12 protein-coding genes are annotated in these 17,655 nt (G+C 70.5%); 3 read left to right on the top strand and 9 right to left on the bottom strand.

Annotated features, from left to right (window positions below; all coding sequences use genetic code 11):
• Positions 1 to 81: 81 nt before the first annotated feature.
• Positions 82 to 1,458 (top strand): amidohydrolase family protein, encoded by a 1,377-nt coding sequence (locus JHN63_RS05180; protein ID WP_200677484.1) that lies wholly within the window; start codon positions 82 to 84, stop codon positions 1,456 to 1,458.
• A gap of 57 nt (positions 1,459 to 1,515) precedes the next feature.
• Here JHN63_RS05180 and JHN63_RS05175 read toward each other — a convergent pair whose 3' ends face one another.
• Positions 1,516 to 2,589 carry a glycosyl hydrolase family 18 protein gene (locus tag JHN63_RS05175; RefSeq protein WP_200677483.1) on the bottom strand — a complete coding sequence of 358 codons (1,074 nt, stop codon included), beginning with the start codon at positions 2,587 to 2,589 and terminating at the stop codon, positions 1,516 to 1,518.
• Positions 2,590 to 2,730: 141 nt separating this feature from the next.
• Positions 2,731 to 3,546: a GntR family transcriptional regulator gene (locus JHN63_RS05170; protein ID WP_200677482.1), complete on the bottom strand. Its 816-nt coding sequence runs from the start codon at positions 3,544 to 3,546 to the stop codon at positions 2,731 to 2,733.
• Positions 3,547 to 3,720: 174 nt separating this feature from the next.
• Here JHN63_RS05170 and JHN63_RS05165 point away from each other — a divergent pair, with 174 nt between their 5' ends.
• Positions 3,721 to 4,968, top strand: coding sequence for a 6-phospho-beta-glucosidase (locus JHN63_RS05165; protein WP_200677481.1), 1,248 nt, complete (start codon positions 3,721 to 3,723; stop codon positions 4,966 to 4,968).
• 38 nt (positions 4,969 to 5,006) lie between these two features.
• Here JHN63_RS05165 and JHN63_RS52425 read toward each other — a convergent pair whose 3' ends face one another.
• Both JHN63_RS52425 and JHN63_RS05155 read right to left on the bottom strand, forming a co-directional pair.
• Entirely contained in the window at positions 5,007 to 5,447 is a 441-nt protein-coding gene (locus JHN63_RS52425; protein ID WP_234476162.1) for an Atu4866 domain-containing protein, read from the bottom strand.
• A 56-nt stretch (positions 5,448 to 5,503) separates the two neighbouring features.
• Entirely contained in the window at positions 5,504 to 7,366 is a 1,863-nt protein-coding gene (locus JHN63_RS05155; protein ID WP_200677480.1) for a glycoside hydrolase family 76 protein, read from the bottom strand.
• A gap of 401 nt (positions 7,367 to 7,767) precedes the next feature.
• On the opposite strand from JHN63_RS05155, the gene JHN63_RS05150 reads away from it, so the two are divergent.
• Positions 7,768 to 10,587, top strand: coding sequence for a trehalase family glycosidase (locus JHN63_RS05150; protein ID WP_200677479.1), 2,820 nt, complete (start codon positions 7,768 to 7,770; stop codon positions 10,585 to 10,587).
• Between the two features lie 12 nt (positions 10,588 to 10,599).
• On the opposite strand, the gene JHN63_RS05145 is transcribed toward JHN63_RS05150, so the two are convergent.
• From JHN63_RS05145 to JHN63_RS05125, 5 genes are all read right to left on the bottom strand, one after another.
• Positions 10,600 to 12,525, bottom strand: coding sequence for a glycoside hydrolase family 9 protein (locus JHN63_RS05145; RefSeq protein WP_200677478.1), 1,926 nt, complete (start codon positions 12,523 to 12,525; stop codon positions 10,600 to 10,602).
• A gap of 69 nt (positions 12,526 to 12,594) precedes the next feature.
• Entirely contained in the window at positions 12,595 to 13,854 is a 1,260-nt protein-coding gene (locus tag JHN63_RS05140) for a sensor histidine kinase KdpD (RefSeq protein WP_234476161.1), read from the bottom strand.
• Positions 13,851 to 14,516, bottom strand: a complete 666-nt coding sequence (locus JHN63_RS05135) for a response regulator transcription factor (RefSeq protein ID WP_200677477.1) — start codon at positions 14,514 to 14,516, stop codon at positions 13,851 to 13,853. Before JHN63_RS05135 ends, JHN63_RS05140 begins: the two co-directional genes overlap by 4 nt.
• A 76-nt stretch (positions 14,517 to 14,592) precedes the next feature.
• On the bottom strand, positions 14,593 to 16,020 hold the full coding sequence (locus JHN63_RS05130; RefSeq protein ID WP_200677476.1) for a cellulose binding domain-containing protein: 1,428 nt from the start codon (positions 16,018 to 16,020) through the stop codon (positions 14,593 to 14,595).
• A 40-nt stretch (positions 16,021 to 16,060) separates the two neighbouring features.
• Positions 16,061 to 17,608, bottom strand: a complete 1,548-nt coding sequence (locus JHN63_RS05125) for a beta-N-acetylhexosaminidase (RefSeq protein WP_200677475.1) — start codon at positions 17,606 to 17,608, stop codon at positions 16,061 to 16,063.
• Positions 17,609 to 17,655: the final 47 nt, after the last annotated feature.

Below are 17,655 nucleotides of genomic sequence, written 5' to 3'. Positions count from 1 at the left end.
AGCTTGGGCAGGCCCTGAACCCCACATCCCGCACGCGAAGCCAACTTGGCACCTTCTCAACCCACTTGAAAGGCCCTTTTCATGAACACCCACGACACTCTCGCCCAGCTCCGCCGCCAGTCCGCCGACCCCGCCAGGCGCATCCTCTTCACCGGCGCCACCATCGTCACGATGGACCCCGAACTGGGCACCCTCCAGGGCGACTTGCTCGTCGAGGGCGACCGCATCGCCGCGATCGGGCCGGACCTGGCGGCGGACGGCGCGGTGGTCGTCGACGCGTCCGGCACGATCCTGGCGCCCGGTCTCGTGGACACCCACCGGCACGCCTGGGAGGCGCAGTTGCGCCGGATCATGCCCGACGTCGACGACCTCGGCGGCTATGTGATGACCACCCTCGCCGGATACGCCACCGTCTACCGGCCCGAGGACATGTACATCGGCACCCGACTCGCGGCGCTCACCGCGCTCGACAGCGGCATCACCACCATGCTCGACTTCTCGCACAACTCCCGGACCCGCGAACACTCCGACGCGGCGATCGAAGCGCTCCGGGACACCGGCATCCGGGGAGTCCACGCCTCCATGGGCCCGCACTTCGGCGACTGGGACCGCCAGTGGCCGGCCGACCTGAACCGCCTCAAGGACCGCTGGTTCAGCAGCGACGACCAGCTCCTCACCCTGCGCCTGGCGACCCTGGCCACCGACGAGATCGCCGGACCCACCCTCGCCTACGGCCCCGAACTCGCCCGCACCGCAATGGACTTGGGCGTCGGTGTGAGCGTCGACGCGGTCTTCGGCGCCTCCGGGTCGAAGGCCGTACTGTCCTGGGCCGAGCACGGCATCCTCGGCCCCGACGTCTCCCTGATCCATGCCACGGGTCTGACCCCCGAGGCGTGGAAGGCGATGGGGGAGTCCGGTACGACGGTCGCGCTGGCCCCCACCTCGGACGCGCAGATCGGCCTGGAGACGGCGATCCCCGCGGTGGACGAGGCCCTCGCCGTCGGCATCCGCCCCGGACTGAGCATCGATGTCGAAGTCGCCCTCGCCAGCGACCTGTTCACCCAGATGCGGGCGCTGCTCGCGATCCAGCGGATGCGCGCGGTCAACGCCGCCCACGGCACCGGCGGGGAGCTCTCCCGCATCACCACGCACGACGTCCTCGACTTCGCCACCCTCCAGGGCGCCCGGACCAGCGGCCTCGGTGACGTCACCGGTTCGCTCACCCCCGGCAAGAAGGCCGACCTGCTGGTCGTCCAGGCCGAGGACCTCAACAACATGCCGCTCAACGACCCGATCGGCACCCTGGTGTCGGGCACCGACGCCCGCAACATCACCGCCGTGTTCGTGGACGGGCAGCCCCGCAAGTGGGACGGTCACGTGCTCGACGTGGACCTGCCCGCCCTGCGCGCCGAGGTCGGGGCGTCCCGCGATCACGTCCTCAACACCCCGGTCGCCTGAGGGGAGTTCGGGGCGCTCGCGGGCCCGGTCCGGGAACGCCCCGTCGCCGTGTTCAGGTCAGTTGGAGAACCAGGGGTTCCCGCCGCCCAGCGACCACACCGAGACCTTGGTGACGCCGAGGCCCTTCAGGACCGCGAGCTTGCGGTCCATGGAGACGCTGTCGACGTAGTCGTAGAGGACACCGCCGGAGGTCCAGCGGATCTCGCCGGAGGAGGCGTCCCGGCGGCTCTCCACGGTCGCCGGGTCGCTGGAGAAGCCGGGGCTCTTCTTCATGTCGCTGAACTGGATGTTGCCCGTCACCGAGTCGAGGTCGCACGGGTCGGGCGCGCTGTAGCCGTAGGAGGGCACGCCGATGATCAGACGGCTCGGGTCGGGGATCTTGCTCTGCGCGTACTGGGTGACCTTCTTCAGCCAGGCGTAGGGGCTGATGGGCAGGCAGCGGGCGCCGGACGCGGTGTCGAACTCCTCGTCGTACGCCATGATCACCACGTCGTCGACACCGGTGGCGGCCACGGCCGCGTAGTCGTAGAACGAGGCGTCCTCCGTCATCGCGGGAGCGTCGACCTGGAGGCGCTTGCCCTTCGCGTGTAGCGCGGTCGCCAACTGCCCCAGGAACGTCCTGTAGTTGGTGAAGTCGGCGGTGCTCCAGGACCAGTAGTCCTCCAGGTCGACGTCGACACCGCTGAGCCCGGCGTCGCCGACCAGGGAGGTGACCTTGGTGACGGCCGCCGTCCGCTTGGCGTTGGTGCTGACCAGGGCGTGGACGTCGGCGGTGGTCATGCCGGAGAGCGTCGGGTACTGGTACGCGGAGTGCGCCTTGAGGTCGGCGACGTTGGCCGCGCTGTAGGTGTTGCAGGTGCCGTTCGCGGTGGTCTCCAGAGTGACCGCGCCGTTGCTGCCCACCGACCAGTACTCGGGGTTGAGGGCGCCGGTCCTCACCCTGTTGTCGGCGTACTCGCTCTTGGCGGTGCAGGTGGAGTCGCCGGTGGACCCGGGGTAGAGCCAGGTCTGGAGTTGGACGCCCGAGGTGGCGGACGTGGAGTCGCCGGCCGGGACCGAGGCCGTACAGGCGAGCAGCGTGGTGACCGTGCAGGCCACGACGCCGCTCACGGTCAGAGCATGGCGGAACATGAGCGGTCCTTTCGGATGGGGACGTTCGGGTGGGGAGGTTCAGGTGGGGATGTTTACGTGGGGATGTTCACGTGGGGCGGGGCGTGCGGGACCGCCGCGTCGGCCGACGAGCCGGCGCGGTGAACTCGCTTACAGGAGTGGCTAGTTGGTCCAATAGGGGTCGAAGACCAGAGTGTCGGCGCCGGGGACGGTGGTGGCCGCCGACCAGGAGCCGTCGACGACGCGTCCGCCGTCCGGTTCGGCCGCCAGCGACAGCCTGGTGAAGATGCGGTAGCGGTCACCGCGGTAGACGGAGCGGGTGAACTCGACGACCCGGCCCGTCGCGTCCCTGGCCGCCCGTTCGAAGAGCAGGGCGGGGGTGTGCACGGAGACGCCGAGGAGTTCGGCCTCCCACTCGTCGACCACGGTCGGTTCGATGCTCTGCGCGGCGTCGGTCAGCAGGATCTCGTAGCGCCGGCCCAGCAGCCGGTAGAAGGAGTCGGTCTCCAGGTCGCGGGCGGTCAGCCCCGGGACCAGCGCGTGCGGGACGTGCAGGGTCTCCACACTCATCGGGTCGCCGTCCACCGTCCGCAGCCGGGTGACCCGCAGGATCTGCTCGCTGGGCGCGATGCCCAGCCGGCGGCCGATCCGGGGTCCGGCGGCGATGGTCTTGAAGTCGAGGGTGCGGCTCGCCCAGGTGCCGTCCACACCGCCGACGCCCAGGCCCTGCGGCTGCCCGAGGTGCTGGGCGACCTTGGCGCGGGCGACGAAGACACCGCGCCCGTGCTCCCGCACCAGCAGACCGTCCCGGACGAAGTCGTCGACGACCGCGCGCAGGGTGGGGCGCGAGACGCCGAGCCTCTCGCACAACTGCCGTTCGCCCGGGAGGGGGCGGCCGGTCCCGGTCTCCTCGATCAGATCGAGGAGGTGGGTGCGGATGCGCTCCCGCTTCTCCCAACGGCTCTCACCGCTGACCATTCCTACCAACTTTCCTTACCAGTGGTCATTCCCAGTGGTCTTCATGTTTGCCGGTTGCTTCGGAAATGCCTGCTTGACAGCCTCTGAATGGTGCCCCAGCATGTGCCCACTGGTCAATAAGTGGTAAGCGAATTCGCCGGAGGTTGGATGTCCGTGTCCGCCAGGAGTCAAAGGTTGAAGATCACCGTGATCGGCGGCGGATCCACGTACACCCCCGAACTGGTCGACGGTTTCGCCCGGTTGGGCCTGCCCGTCACCGAGATCGCCCTGGTCGACCCCGATCCGGAGCGGCTCGCGGTCGTCGCCGGGTTCGCGCGCCGCATCCTGGCCCGCCAGGGCAGTCCCGCGAAGGTCACCATGACCGCCGACCCGGACGCCGGCATCGACGGCACCGACGCCGTCCTCCTCCAGCTCCGCATCGGCGGCCAGGCCGCCCGGCACGTCGACGAGACCCTCCCGCACGCATGCGGCTGCATCGGCCAGGAGACCACCGGGGCAGGGGGGTTGGCCAAGGCGCTGCGCACCGTGCCGGTCGTCCTCGACCTCGCCGAGCGGGTCGCCCGGCGCGCGCCGAACGCCTGGATCGTCGACTTCACCAACCCCGTCGGCATCGTCACCCGCGCCCTCCTCGACGCCGGACACAAGGCAGTCGGCCTGTGCAATGTCGCCATCGGCTTCCAGCGCACCTTCGCCGACTGGCTCGGCGTCGACCACGAGCGCGTCACCCTCGACCACGTCGGCCTCAACCACCTGACCTGGGAACGGGCGGTACGGCTCGACGGCGTCGACGTCCTGCCGCGCCTCCTCGACGAACACGGCCGGGCCCTCGCCGACCGGCTGCGCATGCCGCTGGACGTCGTCCGCAGGCTGGGCGTCGTGCCCTCCTACTACCTGCGCTACTACTACGCCCACGACGAGGTCCTGCGTGAACAGCTCACCGAACCCTCCCGAGCCGAACAAGTCGCGGGCATGGAGCGCGACTTGCTGAAGATGTACGCCGACCCGACCCTGACGGAGAAGCCCGCCCTGCTCGACAGGCGCGGCGGCGCCCACTACTCCGAGGCCGCCGTGCAGTTGGTGCACGCCCTCACCGCCGACACCGGTGACGTGCGCGTGGCCAACGTCCGCAACAACGGCACCCTGCCCTTCCTCCCCGACGACGCCGTCATCGAGGTCCCGGCCCGCATCGACGCCCAGGGCGCAACTCCCTTGCCCGTCACGGCCGTAGAGCCGCTGTTCGCCGGACTGATCGCCCATGTGACGGCGTACGAGGAACTGGCCCTGGAAGCGGCCCTGCACGGTGGGGTCGACCGGGTCGCGACGGCCCTGCTGGCGCATCCCCTCATCGGGCAGCTCTCGGTCGCCGAGGAGTTGGCGGCCCGGCTCGTCGCCGCCAACCGCGAACACCTGTGGTGGGCCTGACGAGTTCGGGTCCGCCGCACGCCGAGTCGACTGATCCGCTACGACCGGGAGCCCGCCCCGAGCCGCATCGCGTACCCCGCGTGATGCAGCTCGTCGCCCCGGAACTCGCCGAAGGCCCAGAAGCCGAGGTCGTCGAGGTAGTCGATGCGGTCGCCGTCGATCCAGTAGCGGCCCTCGTAGGCGTGCGGGCGGCCGCCCCGGGTCTCGTCGTAGCGGCCGTCGGCCGTCAACTCCTGGTGCAGGAAGTCGTTCCGGTCGATCCAGACGCCGACGCGCGGGCTGCCGGTGAGGTCCTGGGCGGCGGGGACGCCCGTCTCGGGAGCGGTGGGGCGGCCGGGGGCGTCGGTGCCCTCCCAGAGAACCGGCCTGCCGTTCGCGATCAGGGCGCGGACCTCCTGGGGCCGGGTCAACAGCGTGACCTGCTCGTCGTCTGCTCCTCGGGTGGGTGGCTGCTTCCCGGCCAGCCTGGTCGCGCTCAAGGAGCGCAACCAGGCCGCCGTCACCCCAGGTGTCGCGCACCCACCCTGCACCGGGCTCAGTCCGCCGCGGCGGTCAGTGCCCCGAGCGCGCTGGCCTGTGTCCGCCAGTCGGTCTGGTTCGGGCTGGTGCCCGCCCAGCGTTCACCGAGCGCGTTGAGGTTGGACCGGTCCTGTGCCCACAGCGTGTCGGCCTGTTTCTGGATGTAGGCGCGGTAGGTGCTGGAGCCGGTCGCCTTCGCCAGGTCGGCGAAGTTCCGCATGAAGATGCCCTTGAACTGCTTCTGGTTGTCGTCGCAGGACGCCGAACCGGCGTCGCAGGACTCGGTGAGCACCCCGCCGGAGGTCAGCGCCGGACTGCTGATCGCCGCGTCCGCGAGGGTCCGGGCGGTGGCCAGCAGCGAGCTGTCCCCGTTCGTCCTCCACAGTTCGGTGAAGGCACCGATGGCCAGCCCCTGGTTGTAACTCCACACGGTGGAGCCGTTGTTGGCACAGGACGAGGACAGTCCGTCGTTGACCAGACCCGAGGAGTTGATCATCCCGCTGGCCCTGTACCAGGCCGCCGACGTCTCCGCCCGCTGGAGCCACACGGTGTCGCCCGCGATCCGCTGGTGCAGCGCGGTGGTCAGCCACAGGTACTGCCCGTTCGTCACCGCGTTCTTGTAGGTCCTCTCCCGGTCCCACCACACGCCACCGCCGCAGGTGCCGGTGTCCCAGTACTGCTGGATGTAACTGGCAATGGTGACCGCCTCGTCGAGATAGCGCGCGTCGTGCGTGTAGTCGTACGCGTCGATCCACGCGATCGCCCACCAGCCCGAGTCGTCGATCGAGCGGCTGACGAAGTCGCCCTCGATCGCGTCCGAACTCCGGGTCCCGGCCGGGAAGACGCCCTTGTTCCGGTCGAAGGTGCGGGCGACGGCCCAGTCGTAGTCGTGCGTGCCGGTGGTCTTCGCGAAGTCGATGACGGAGGTGAGGGTGGCCGCCGAGTTCCACCAACTGCTCGGCCACCAGCCGTTGTAGGGGTCGTACGACGTCATCAGTGCGTCGGCCGCCGCGCGCGCCCTGCTCGGCACGGGCCGGTACCACGCCGTGCAGCTGCCCTCGTTGTGGCTCGCCTCCCGGCCGCAGGCGCGGACCGCGCCGCCGTAGAGGAGACCGCGCGGATCACGGGTCGCGTACATCGTGGTGCGGGTCGTGGTCGCTCCGGACGGGGTGCTGGTACGGCCGAGGGAGGAGCCGTCCGGCCAGGTCGCGCCTCCGTCCCAGGAGCGGTCCAGCCAGATCTCGTCACCGGCGGCACCGGTGTCGATGCTCGCCCAGGCCGCCGCGTTCTTCTGGTCGACGTGCAGTCGAATCGTCCTGCCGTACAAGGTGGTCGAGGGGACCGGCTGGTTGTCGCCCGCCGCCTGGGCCGCGCCGGTGCCGTCGCAGACGGTGTCGCAGACCGTGGGGTAGACCCAGTTCGTGCAGCCGACGCCGGCCGCGTCGCCGCAGGCCCGGACCAGGCCGCGCCTGTGGTTGCGCGGATCGGTGATGTTGTACATCAGCGTGCGGGTGCCGGTCCAGGTGCTCGGGATGCTCGCCTTGCCGAGCAGGCCGTCCCAGGTGGCGCCGCCGTCCCAGGAACGGTCCAGCCACACCGCGTCCCCGGTCGTGCCGTTGTCGATACTGGCCCACGCCATGTCGTCCGCGTCGGACACATGGAGTTGCACACGCCGCCCGTTGAGCGTCCTGTCCGGCACTGGAAACGTTTCCTGCCTGGCCTGCGAAGGGTCCAGCGTGTCACAGGCCAGGACGCACACCTGGGTCGCGGCGGACGCCGGCGTCGCGGCCGGTACCAGTGCCACGAACGCGAGGGCGGCCGTCAGCAGGAAGTTGAGGAACCGTGGTCCGACAACGATGTCGAAGTGATGTGGGGACACCGGAACTCGCCTCGATTTCACGATGGGGGACGCCGGGTGTGAATGGATTCAGCTCTGGATCAATGGTCCATACCTCTACCGTCCTCGACGCAGTGAACCGGCTTGGTGCGGCCCTGTCAATGTCGTAAGGCGCGCTTTTTGCCCGGGAGTTGAAGGCTTCCGCGATGGGTTGACACCCGCTCTCCCGGCGCCCATCATCGGTGCGAACTTCGGCGAGTCATCTCGCGTACCCGTTGCTCTTCCTCTTCCAGGCCCTCGCGGTCGATCTATTTGAATCGATTCATCATCCTGGTTGTCCAGTTGAGCGGCTGGTTCCCCCACCGATCCGGGAGGCACTCATGCGCCGCCGCAGACCACCGCGGAACCGAAAGCCCAGACCAGTGCCGACAGTCGGGCTCACCATGGCGGTGGCAGCGGTGCTGGCCGTGACCCCGGCCCTGTCCGCCGGGGCGGCGCCGGCGACGGCAATAGCCGCTCCCAAGGCGGCACTTGACGCCGTGAACTACTCGCCTCCCTCGCGCACCGTCAAACCGACCGCCGTCTACCGCGCCTCCGGCAGCGTCGCGAACCCGACGAACGTGCTGAGCGGACAGGCGACCCGGATCTCCGGCTCGCAGTCGGCCGTCACGCTCGACTTCGGGAAGGAGGTCGGCGGCTTGGTAACGTTGTCATTCGGGAGTACCAGTTCCAGCGGTCAACGCGTCGGCCTGGCCTTCAGCGAGTCGTCACTGTACGTGGGCAACAACAGCGACCGCAGCAGTGGCCGCGACGGCGAGGACGGCGCCCTCTACGCCACGCCCTCCGCCAACGGGACGTACACGATGCCCACCGCCCAACTGCGCGGCGGGTTCCGCTACTTGACCGTCTTCCTGGACAGCTCGGGCTGGGTGGACCTCAACGGTGTCAGCCTCAACTTCACGGCGGCACCGGGGAAGTCCAACCCGGCCGACTACCCCAACTACTTCACTTCCAGCGACGAGTTGCTCAATCGCATCTGGTACGCCGGTGCGTACACGGTGCAGTTGAACACGATCGCCTCCAACCAGGGCCGCGCGTGGCCGCCGCCCTCCTCGGCGTGGGACAACGGCGCCACCGTGGGTGTCGGGGACTCCGTGCTGGTCGACGGGGCGAAGCGCGACCGCACGGTGTGGCCCGGTGACATGGGTATCGCCGTCCCCACGCAGTACGCCTACTCCAACGACCTCACCTCGACCCGCAACGCTCTCACCACGATGTACAACGCGCAGTCGGCGGCGGGTGAAATCCCTTGGTCCGGGCCGCCGTTCAACCTCACCGGCTCCGACACCTACCACACGTGGACCCTGCTGGGGACGTCCACGTACTACACGTACACCGGCGACCGGTCGTGGCTGGACTCCGAATGGTCCAACTACAAGCGGGGGATGGCCTTCATCACCGACAAGATCGACGGCAACGACCTCCTCAACGTGACCCGCACCCAGGACTGGGCCCGGGTAGGCCAGGGCGGCGAGAACATCTCCGCCAACGCACTGCTGTACGGCGCCCTCAGGGGTGGCGCGACCCTCGCCGCGGTCGAGGGCGACAGCGCCCTTGCAGCGAGTTGGAACAGCAGGGCCGACGCCATCAAGTCGGCGGCCAACTCCCGGCTGTGGGACGCCTCGAAGGGCATGTACAAGGACAACCCGACCAGCGGTCTGTACCCGCAGGACGGCAACTCCCTCGCCGTCTGGTACGGGTTGAGCGACTCCACGGCCAAGTCGAAGAGCATCATCACCGGACTCGGCAAGAACTGGGGCATCTACGGCCCCACCACTCCCGAATGGGGCGGCAACGTCTCGCCGTTCGCCGGCGGCATGGAGCTGAACGCCCGCTTCACCGCCAACGACGACTTCACCGCCCTGGACCAGATCCGCCGCACCTGGGGCCACATGCTCGACAGCGACATCGGGACGAAGAGCACGTTCTGGGAGGGCATCCAGTCCGACGGCGGTCTCGCGTACGGCGGTTCGTTCATGAGCCTCGCGCACGGCTGGTCCACCGCGCCCACCTCCACGCTCACCTTCGACGTGCTCGGCACCGCGCCCGAGTCGGCGACCGGCGCCTACCGCTTCGTCCCGCACCCCGGCGACCTGACCAGTGCCCAGGGCCGCATCACCACGCCCCAGGGCGCGATCAACGCGTCCTGGTCCCGCGATCCGTCGGCCGGCACCTACTCGGCCACGCTCTCCAGCCCGTCCGGCAGCACCGGCCGGATCGGCGTCCCGAAGCTCGGCGGCGACATCACGGTCACCGTGAACGGCGCCGTCGTATGGAGGAACGGAGCGTTCACGCCGACCTCCGGCATCACCGGCGGCAGCCAGGACGACACCTACGTCTACCTCACCGGCGTCGCCCCCGGCAGCTACAGCGTCTCCGCCACCGGCCTCGGCAATCCGGCACCGCCCGCCGAACCGGGCACCGGCGCCCTGCGCGCGGGCTACACCCGGTGCGCGGGCGAGGGCGGCACCTGCTCCTTCAGCGGCACCCGCTCGGTGGCCTACGGCGCCGGGACGTACACCTACAAGACGGTGAGCGGCAGCACCGCCTGCTCCAACGACTCCTTCGGTGGCGACCCGGCGGCGAATCTCGTCAAGTCCTGCTACGTCGCCGACTTGGGCGGCCCGCCCGGATACACCGTCTGCGCGGCCGAGAGCGGCACCTGCGCCGTGCCCGGCTACAACCGTGACGTCGCCTACGGCGCGAACGGCAACTTCGTCCACCAGGTCACCAACGGCTCCGTCGCCTGCACCAACGCCCACTTCGGCGATCCGATCGACGGCGTCGCCAAGTCCTGCTATCTGCCGCCCGCCGGGGCACCGGCCGGTGGCTGGACCAAGTGCGCGGACCAGAACGCGACTTGCGCGGCGGTGGCGGGACAACCGGTGATGTACGGCGCCTACGGAGCGTTCACCACGGCCACCGCCAGCGGCAACACCGCGTGCACCGACGCCGTGTTCGGCGACCCCATCTCGGGTGAGTCGAAAGCTTGTTACACCGCCACCGGGGGCCCGGCCGGGTATGCCACCAACTGCGTGGTGGAAGGCGGCACTTGCGGCTTCAGCGGTCAGCAGACCGTGGCCTACGGCGCCCGGGGCCGCTTCCTCTACAAGGCGTTCACCGGCTCCGCCGCCTGCACGACGGCCGCCTTCGGCACCGACCCGCTGCCGAACGTGAGCAAGTCCTGCTACCTCACGTCCTGAGACACATCGGTCCTACCGGCCTTCGTCCTGCGCCGTCAGGGCGAAGGCCAGCAGGGCCGTCGTGGTGAAGTCCAGCGAGGGCTCCACCGTCTGCCAGGCGCCCACGTCGTCCACATACCGCGAACCCTTGCCGTCGAAGTCGGTCCAGGCTCCCGACGGCGGGGCCGCGGTGCACTTCCTCATGTTCGGGAAGCCGTTCAAGTCGGTAAGTTTCTCCGCCGCGTTGGGTCCGTTGACCACCGCGCCGCGCAGGATCGCGCCCTTCCCGTCCAGGCTGCCGCGCAGGTTCGCCAACTGGTGCTCGGGGCAGTGCGGGTAGACCTCACCGGCGCCGATCATGAAACTCGTCCCCCATGGGTTGGCGCCGAGCGCCCAGCCCCGCTGCCGCCCCGCGAAGGCCGCGTAGCGGGTGTCTCCGGTCGCCTTGGCGTAGAGGCGGGTGGTGGCCACCAGACCGAAGGTGTGCGGTACGGCGTCGAAGTCGTCGTAGACCGCACCGGCACCGAACGGATCGCGCCCGGCACGCTCGACCCCGTCCTCCAACTGGCGCCGCAGATCCTTGGTGAGGTCCGCAGCCCCGACTCCGTTGCTGCGGGCGCCGTCCAGGACGGTGGCCAGGTCGGCATGGGCCAGGGCGCTGACGTCCGCGACGTTGAGGGTGCCCTTGACGTCGGAGTCCAGGTAGACGCGGGCCCAGTGGGCCGCCTCACCGGTCCAGTCGGCTTCCCGGTCGTCACCCAACTCCTGTGCGGCCAGAGCCAGTTCGGCACCCGCGAACTCCATGTCGTCCTGCCAGGATTCCTCGGGATAGAAGCCGCTGGGGAAGGCGGTGACGAGCGGCTGGTCGGGGTCCGGGTCGGTGTCGGCCTGCTCGTACACGGCGGCGGCCTTCTCCAGCCACTCCTGGGCCTGGTCCGGGTCGCTGTCGGCCGTGCGTTGCGCGGCGAGAGCGAAGGCCGCTGCCACCCGTCCCGCGAGACTCGGAGTGATCGGCTCGCCCGGCGCGTTCGCGCGGAACACCGGCCGGTGCTTGATCGGGTAGTCCGGGTCGCCGGGCGACACATCGAGCCGGTCGTCGGCCTCCGGCAGCCGCCATACGTCGTGGTCCGTGCGCACGGTGTCGTTGCCCGCGCCGATGCCGACCTGGGCGTAGAGCGTCCCGCTGTCCCCGTCCCACATCTTGTCCAGCCACTCCAGGCCGTGGTCCGCCTCGGCGGACAGCGCGGGCATGGCGGACAAGTCCTTCTCGGCGAGCAGGAGTTCGGCGGTCGAGTAGGAGGTGGTTCCGGTGAACTTGAGGAAGTCGCCCGCGTCGAACCAGCCGCCCGAGGCGTCGACCGTGTCGCCGGTCGGGGTCAGGTGCTCGTCGAGGAGTTCCTCGCCCGCCTCGTCGTAGCGCGGGTCGGCGTAGACGGTCGCGTCCTCGTCGGCGAGATGGGACGGGCCGTGCTGGAGGGCCCCGGGCAGCACGTCGGCGCCGTCGCGCTGGGCCTGGAGGAAGCGGACGTTGTCCCGGACCAGCGGGGTCATCAGTTCGCTCGCGTCGGCGATCCGGAAGGCGGGGGAGCGGCCGGTCGCGGTGCCGGACAGGACGATGCGGTAGGTGCCGGGGGTGTTGAGCTCGGAGAGGTCGACCGTGCGCACCGAGGGGTACTTGGCGTTCCAGTGGCCGGTGACGGCACCGAGCCGGCCTGCCGTGACCACCTTGTCCTTCGTGTCGACGACCTTGAAGCGTGCTCCCGCGAGTGCCTTCGTGGGTCCCATGACGTGGGCCTGCTTCGTCTCGCCGCGCACATAGCCGACCTGGTCGACCCGAACGGCCGCCTCGGGGGCGGGAGTTGGGGAGGCCGCGCCGTACAGGTTCAGGGCGACGAGTACGACGCCGAGGCTCGCGGCGGTGGTGGTGACCAGCAGGACGGGGCTGCGCGATGCGTTCATGCGTCCACGGTGCCGGGGCCTTCATGAGATGACGATGAGGACGCCCGGGGACGCGGACCGGGCGCCCTGTCAGGAAGAGGCGCCCTCTCCGTGCGCGGGGTCCGTCGGCAGCCGGAGTTCGGCGAGCAGTCCGCCGCCGGGAGCGTCCGTGAGGCGGGCGGTGCCGTGATGCAGACCGGCTACCCAGCGGACGATGGCGAGGCCCGCGCCCGTGCCGGGACCGGACCCGGTGACACCGCGGGCGAACACGCGTTCCCGGTCGGAGAGCGGCACCCCCGGCCCGTGGTCCCGGACCGTGACCAGGCCCGGCGCGACGGCGACCGCCACCGGCGAACCGGCCGGACCCCCGTGCCGCTGGGCGTTCTCCACCAGATTCCGTACCGCCTGCGCCAGCAGGTCAGGATCGCCGTGCACCACCACCGGCTCGGACGTCACCGTGACGCTCGCGTGGTCCGGCAGCTCCTCGACGGTCGTCTCCACCAACTGGTCGAGTCGCAGCGGTACCAGTTCGACCCGCTGCGCACCGGACTCCAGCCGGGCCCTGGCGAGCAGCCCGGTGACCAGTCGGCTGAGCCGGTCGACCAGCCGTAGCGTCTCGTCGGACGAGCCGCCCCGCTTGACGGTGAGCCGCAGGGTCGCCAGTGGGGTGCGCAGCTCGTGCGCCGCCTCGGCCAGGAACTGCTCCTGCTGCCCGAGTCCGCGCAGCGCCGGCCGCATGGCCCGCCCGGACAACAGATGCCCTACGGCCGCGGCGCAGCACACCAGCGCCGTGCAGCCGAGGGCCAGCCAGCGCACCAGGAGGTCGTGATCGTGCTCGCTGCGCGCCAGCTCGGTGCCGACCAGCACGGCCGCCCCGACCCGGTCCTCGTCCCAGACCGGCGCCGCCGCCCACCGCAGCCGCCCGCCCCCGGCGGCGGGATCGCTGACGAGGACGGTCTCCTGCTCGTCCAGGACACTCCGCCAGATCTCGTCCAGCCGGTCCTGATCGGGCAGCGAGGAGCGTCCCGGTACGACGTTCCGCAACGTCGGCGCCTTCCCGGGCGCGGCCTGGAGGACGGCCAACGCCTGTGCGCCCTGGGCGAGTTCGTCCTCGCGCAGCGGCTCCAGGTGCAGGACCCCCGCGTCGAACCAGACCGCCCGCGAGAGTCCTGCGGCGCGGCTGCCGACCTCGTGGTCGAGGCCGGAGCGGCGGGACGCGGCGTCGATGCGGATCGCGACCACGGCGAGTACGACGAGACAGGCCGCCGTCGTCGAGGCGAACAGGAGCGTCATCAGCCGGCGGGTGCGGCGCAGCCGGGCCACGGCGGGCGACAGGACGTGCCTCTTCATGCCTCGTCGCCCAGGCGGTAGCCGACGCCGCGTACCGTCGCGATCGGATCGGGCGGCCCGAGCCGTCTGCGCACCTGGCCGATCAGGACGTCCACGACATTGGACATCGGCTCGCTCGCCTCGTCCCAGCAGCTCTCGATCAGTTCGCTGCGTGTGACCACCTCGCCCGCGCGCAGCATCAGCAGTTCGAGCACCGCGAACTCCTTGGCGGACAGGCTGAGCAGCACCCCGGCCCGGGTCACCCGGCGCCGTGGCAGATCCAGCTCCAGATCGCCCGCCCGCAGGACGGACGGCCGCGCGGGCTGCTCCCTGCGGCACAACGCCCTTACCCGTACGACGAGTTCGGCGAAGGCGAACGGTTTGACCAGGTAGTCGTCCGCGCCGTGCTCGAAGCCGGCCACCCGGTCGGCGATCGCGTCGAGCGCCGTCAGCAGCAGGAAGGGCAGCACCGATCCCGCGCGGCGCTGTGCGGCGAGCAGCGTGAGGGAGTCGCCGTCCGGGACCGAGCGGTCGGCCACGACACAGTCGTAGCGATTGACCGAGAGCTTGAGATCCGCCTCGGCCAGCGTCCGCGCGAGGTCCACCGCGAACCCCGCGTCCCGCAGCCGATCTGCGACGACGGGGCCCAGCTCGAGATCGTCCTCCAGGACCAATACGCGCATGGCCCGGAGCTTAGGCGACGGTGGGGCGCGCACCCGGACGCCGTACACCGAGTGCGCGCCGCACCGCGTTCGGTGATCAACTGCTGGGCACGGTGTCCTCGAACGTGGTGCCCGCGCCCCGGTAGGCCGCGACCTTCGCGGCGACCTGCGCCGGCGTGAGGACCTGGTCCTTGACGTGCAGGACGTAGTCGACCTGCTCGTCGTAGGCGCGGGCGGTGGAACTGGTCAGGCCGCCGAAGTCGATCAGCCACTGGTTGAAGTTGATCGACATCGGGCGCTCCGGCAGGTACGCGGCGTCATGGGTGCCGAAGAGCTGGCCGTCGATGTAGTACTTGATGCTGCTGTTGTCGATGGTCAGCACCAGGTCGTGCCAGCCGTTGTAGCTCTGCCGGCCCTCGGTGTGCTGGTTGACCGCGATCCACGGGTCGGCCTGGTAGGTCTCCCAGGACGTCGTGTAGAGGATGTCGGAGGTCTCGCCCCAGCCGCCGTTGGGGAGGTACTCGAAGTCGTACTCGGAGTAGTCGTCCGCCAGCGGCGCGCTGAGGTCGTTGATGGTGAAGAACGTCTGGACGAGGTGGTCGCCGTCCGGGCCCGACTTGGGGGCGTCGTTGAACTTGACGCGGGCCGCGTAGGTGCCGTTCTTGAACTTCCGTGCGTTGGTGACGACTTCGGTCTGCTTGGTGCTCTCGCCGGTGCCCGCCGTCAATGTCTCCAGGTTCATCACGGAGTTGCCGCCGGCGCTGGGGAAGGTGACGTTCTGGGGCGTCCAGGTGGCACCGGAGACGCCGGGACCGCCGGAGGTGGAGCGCACGTTCCAGCCGTGAGCCGCGACCTTCGGGTCGTTGTAGGCGCTGTAGTTGAAGTCGTCGAACAGCGTGGCACCGGTGGCCGGGGGGTCGGTCGGCGGATCGGTGGGCGGGTTCGTCGGGTCGTTGCCCGCGGGGGCCGTGCCCCACAGGGTGGTGCCGGACAACTGCGCGGTGACCTTGGACCAGTCGGCGTACGAGGTCCGGGAGGCGCCGAAGGAGTAGTCGTCGCTCTGGTTCAGGGTCTGCCACGTGGACTGGTAGAAGCGCAGCTGCATGTCGCTGGTGTCGGCGCCGGGCGCGAGGGTGCCGGCGCCGGAGGTGAAGCCGATCTCCAGGTAACGGTCCGCCGTGGCCGTCGGGTTGGCGAGGGTGCCGAAGGTGCCGGTGATGTTGGCGCAGCCCTTGACGGCCCAGGAACACGCGAAGCGGTAACTCGCGTTCGCCGAGTCCGCCTTGAAGTAGTAGCGGAGCTTGACGTTCGCCAACTGCACCGTGGTGGAGCCGGTGTTCTTCACCTTGAACCAGGGCTCGGCCTGGTCGGCGGTGGCTCCCGTGGCGCTGGTGCGGTATTGGACGCTCAGCCCGTCGCCCGCCGCGCTCGCGGTGGACGGCAGCGCGGTGAGCGCGGCGGCGCCCAGGGCCACCGCTACGGCGGCGGACGCGGCGGCGCGGAGTCTGTTCTTCGCGTATCTCATGGTGGTGCCTTTCCAGAAGGTGGGGTGATTCCGGAACGGGTCAGGTCAGAGGGCGGTACCGGACGCCGAGCGCGTCCAGGCGGGCGGTGTGGTCCGCCAGCCGGGAGCGGAAGTCCGCCCAGTCGGTCGCGCCGCTCCAGGCGCGGTCGGCCAGGGCGCACAGGCGGGGGTAGGTGAGGTACTCGATCCGCTCGGGCGTCGTGACGAACTCGGTCCACAACTGGGCCTGGGTGCCCAACACCCGCTCGGCCACGGCCCGTTCGGCGTCCTCGGGCACGGGGTCGTGGGCGTGGACGGTCCGCAGATCGACGACGCCGCCCGGCTGGGCCGGGGGCTCGCCCGGGTCCTCCGACTGGGCGTAGTCGAGATAGGTCGCCCGGTGATCCGCGCTCACGACGGGGTGGCCGCGGCGGGCCGCCGTCAGGGTGTGGGCCGCGTCCCGCCAGGTCATCACCGTGAAGTCCAGGGGCAGTTCGGCCCCCGTCTCGGCCCAGCCGACCGGGCGCCGCCCGTGCCGCACGAGGAACTCGCCGATCCGCCCGAGGAACCAGCCGTGCAGTGCCGCGGGGCTCGACAGGCCCTGCGCCAGGGCCCGTTCGCGGGCGGCGGCACTGTGCGTCCACTCGGCGGTGGGGCACTCCTCGCCGCCGACGTGGATGTACGGCGAGGGGAAGACGTCCATGACCTCGTCGAGGACCGTACGGCAGAAGTCGAGGACCTCGTCGTGGACCCCGAGGACGGTGTCGCACACGCCCCAGCGGGTCCAGACGTCGAGGGTGCGCGCCGGGTTGTTGCCCAGGTGGGGATAGGCGGCGAGGGCGGCCCGTACATGCCCGGGCATCTCTATCTCCGGCATGACGGTCACCCCGCGAGCCGCCGCGTAGCTCACCAGGCCGGTGAGTTCGGCCCGTGTGTAGGACCCGCCGTGCGGGACGCCGTCGTACAAGTCGCTCCCGGCGGGCCCCTGTTGGGACTCGGCACGGTGGCCGCCGATCTCGGTGAGTTTCGGGTGGGCGGACACCGGCATGCGCCAACCCTGGTCGTCGGTGAGATGCAGATGGAACACGCCGATCTTGTGCAGGGCCAGCAGGTCGACGTACCGGCGCAGACAGGAGACGGGCTGGAAGTGCCGGGCCACGTCCAGCATCGCGCCGCGCCACGGGTGACGGGGGAGGTCGGTGATCTCGACGCACGGCAGCGTCCAGCGCGTGTCCGGCTGCGGAGTCACCGACAGGGCCTGTGGAGGCAGGAGTTGACGGATCGTCTGGATTCCGCGCAGCAGGCCGGTGAGGTGCGCGGCGCGCAGGAGTACGGCGTGCGGGGCGACGGTGAGGCCGTAGCCCTCCTCGCCGAGGCCGGCGAGACCGGCGAGTCCGGGGTCGAGCGTCAGGGCCAACTGCCCCTGCGGGGACGGCCGTAGAGGAAGGCCGGTGGCCGGGGTGAGCAGGGTGCGCAGCAGGTCCGCGGCCGGTTCGGCGCCCGTGCCGATGTGCAGTGTGGTGTCGGCGTCGAGCGTGAACCGCCCCGGCAGGACGGTCGACTTGGTGGGGCGGGGGACGAGGGAGAGCACGGAACGCTGTGCGGGCATGGATCGTCTCCGGGGCGGTTCACGCTCGACGCCGACACCACACTGCA

Origin of the sequence: Streptomyces sp. MBT65 (assembly GCF_016612545.1) — a bacterium.
Classification (GTDB): domain Bacteria; phylum Actinomycetota; class Actinomycetes; order Streptomycetales; family Streptomycetaceae; genus Streptomyces.
Note: the sequence above shows the minus strand (reverse complement) of the source record. Positions and strands in the feature narration are given on the sequence as shown.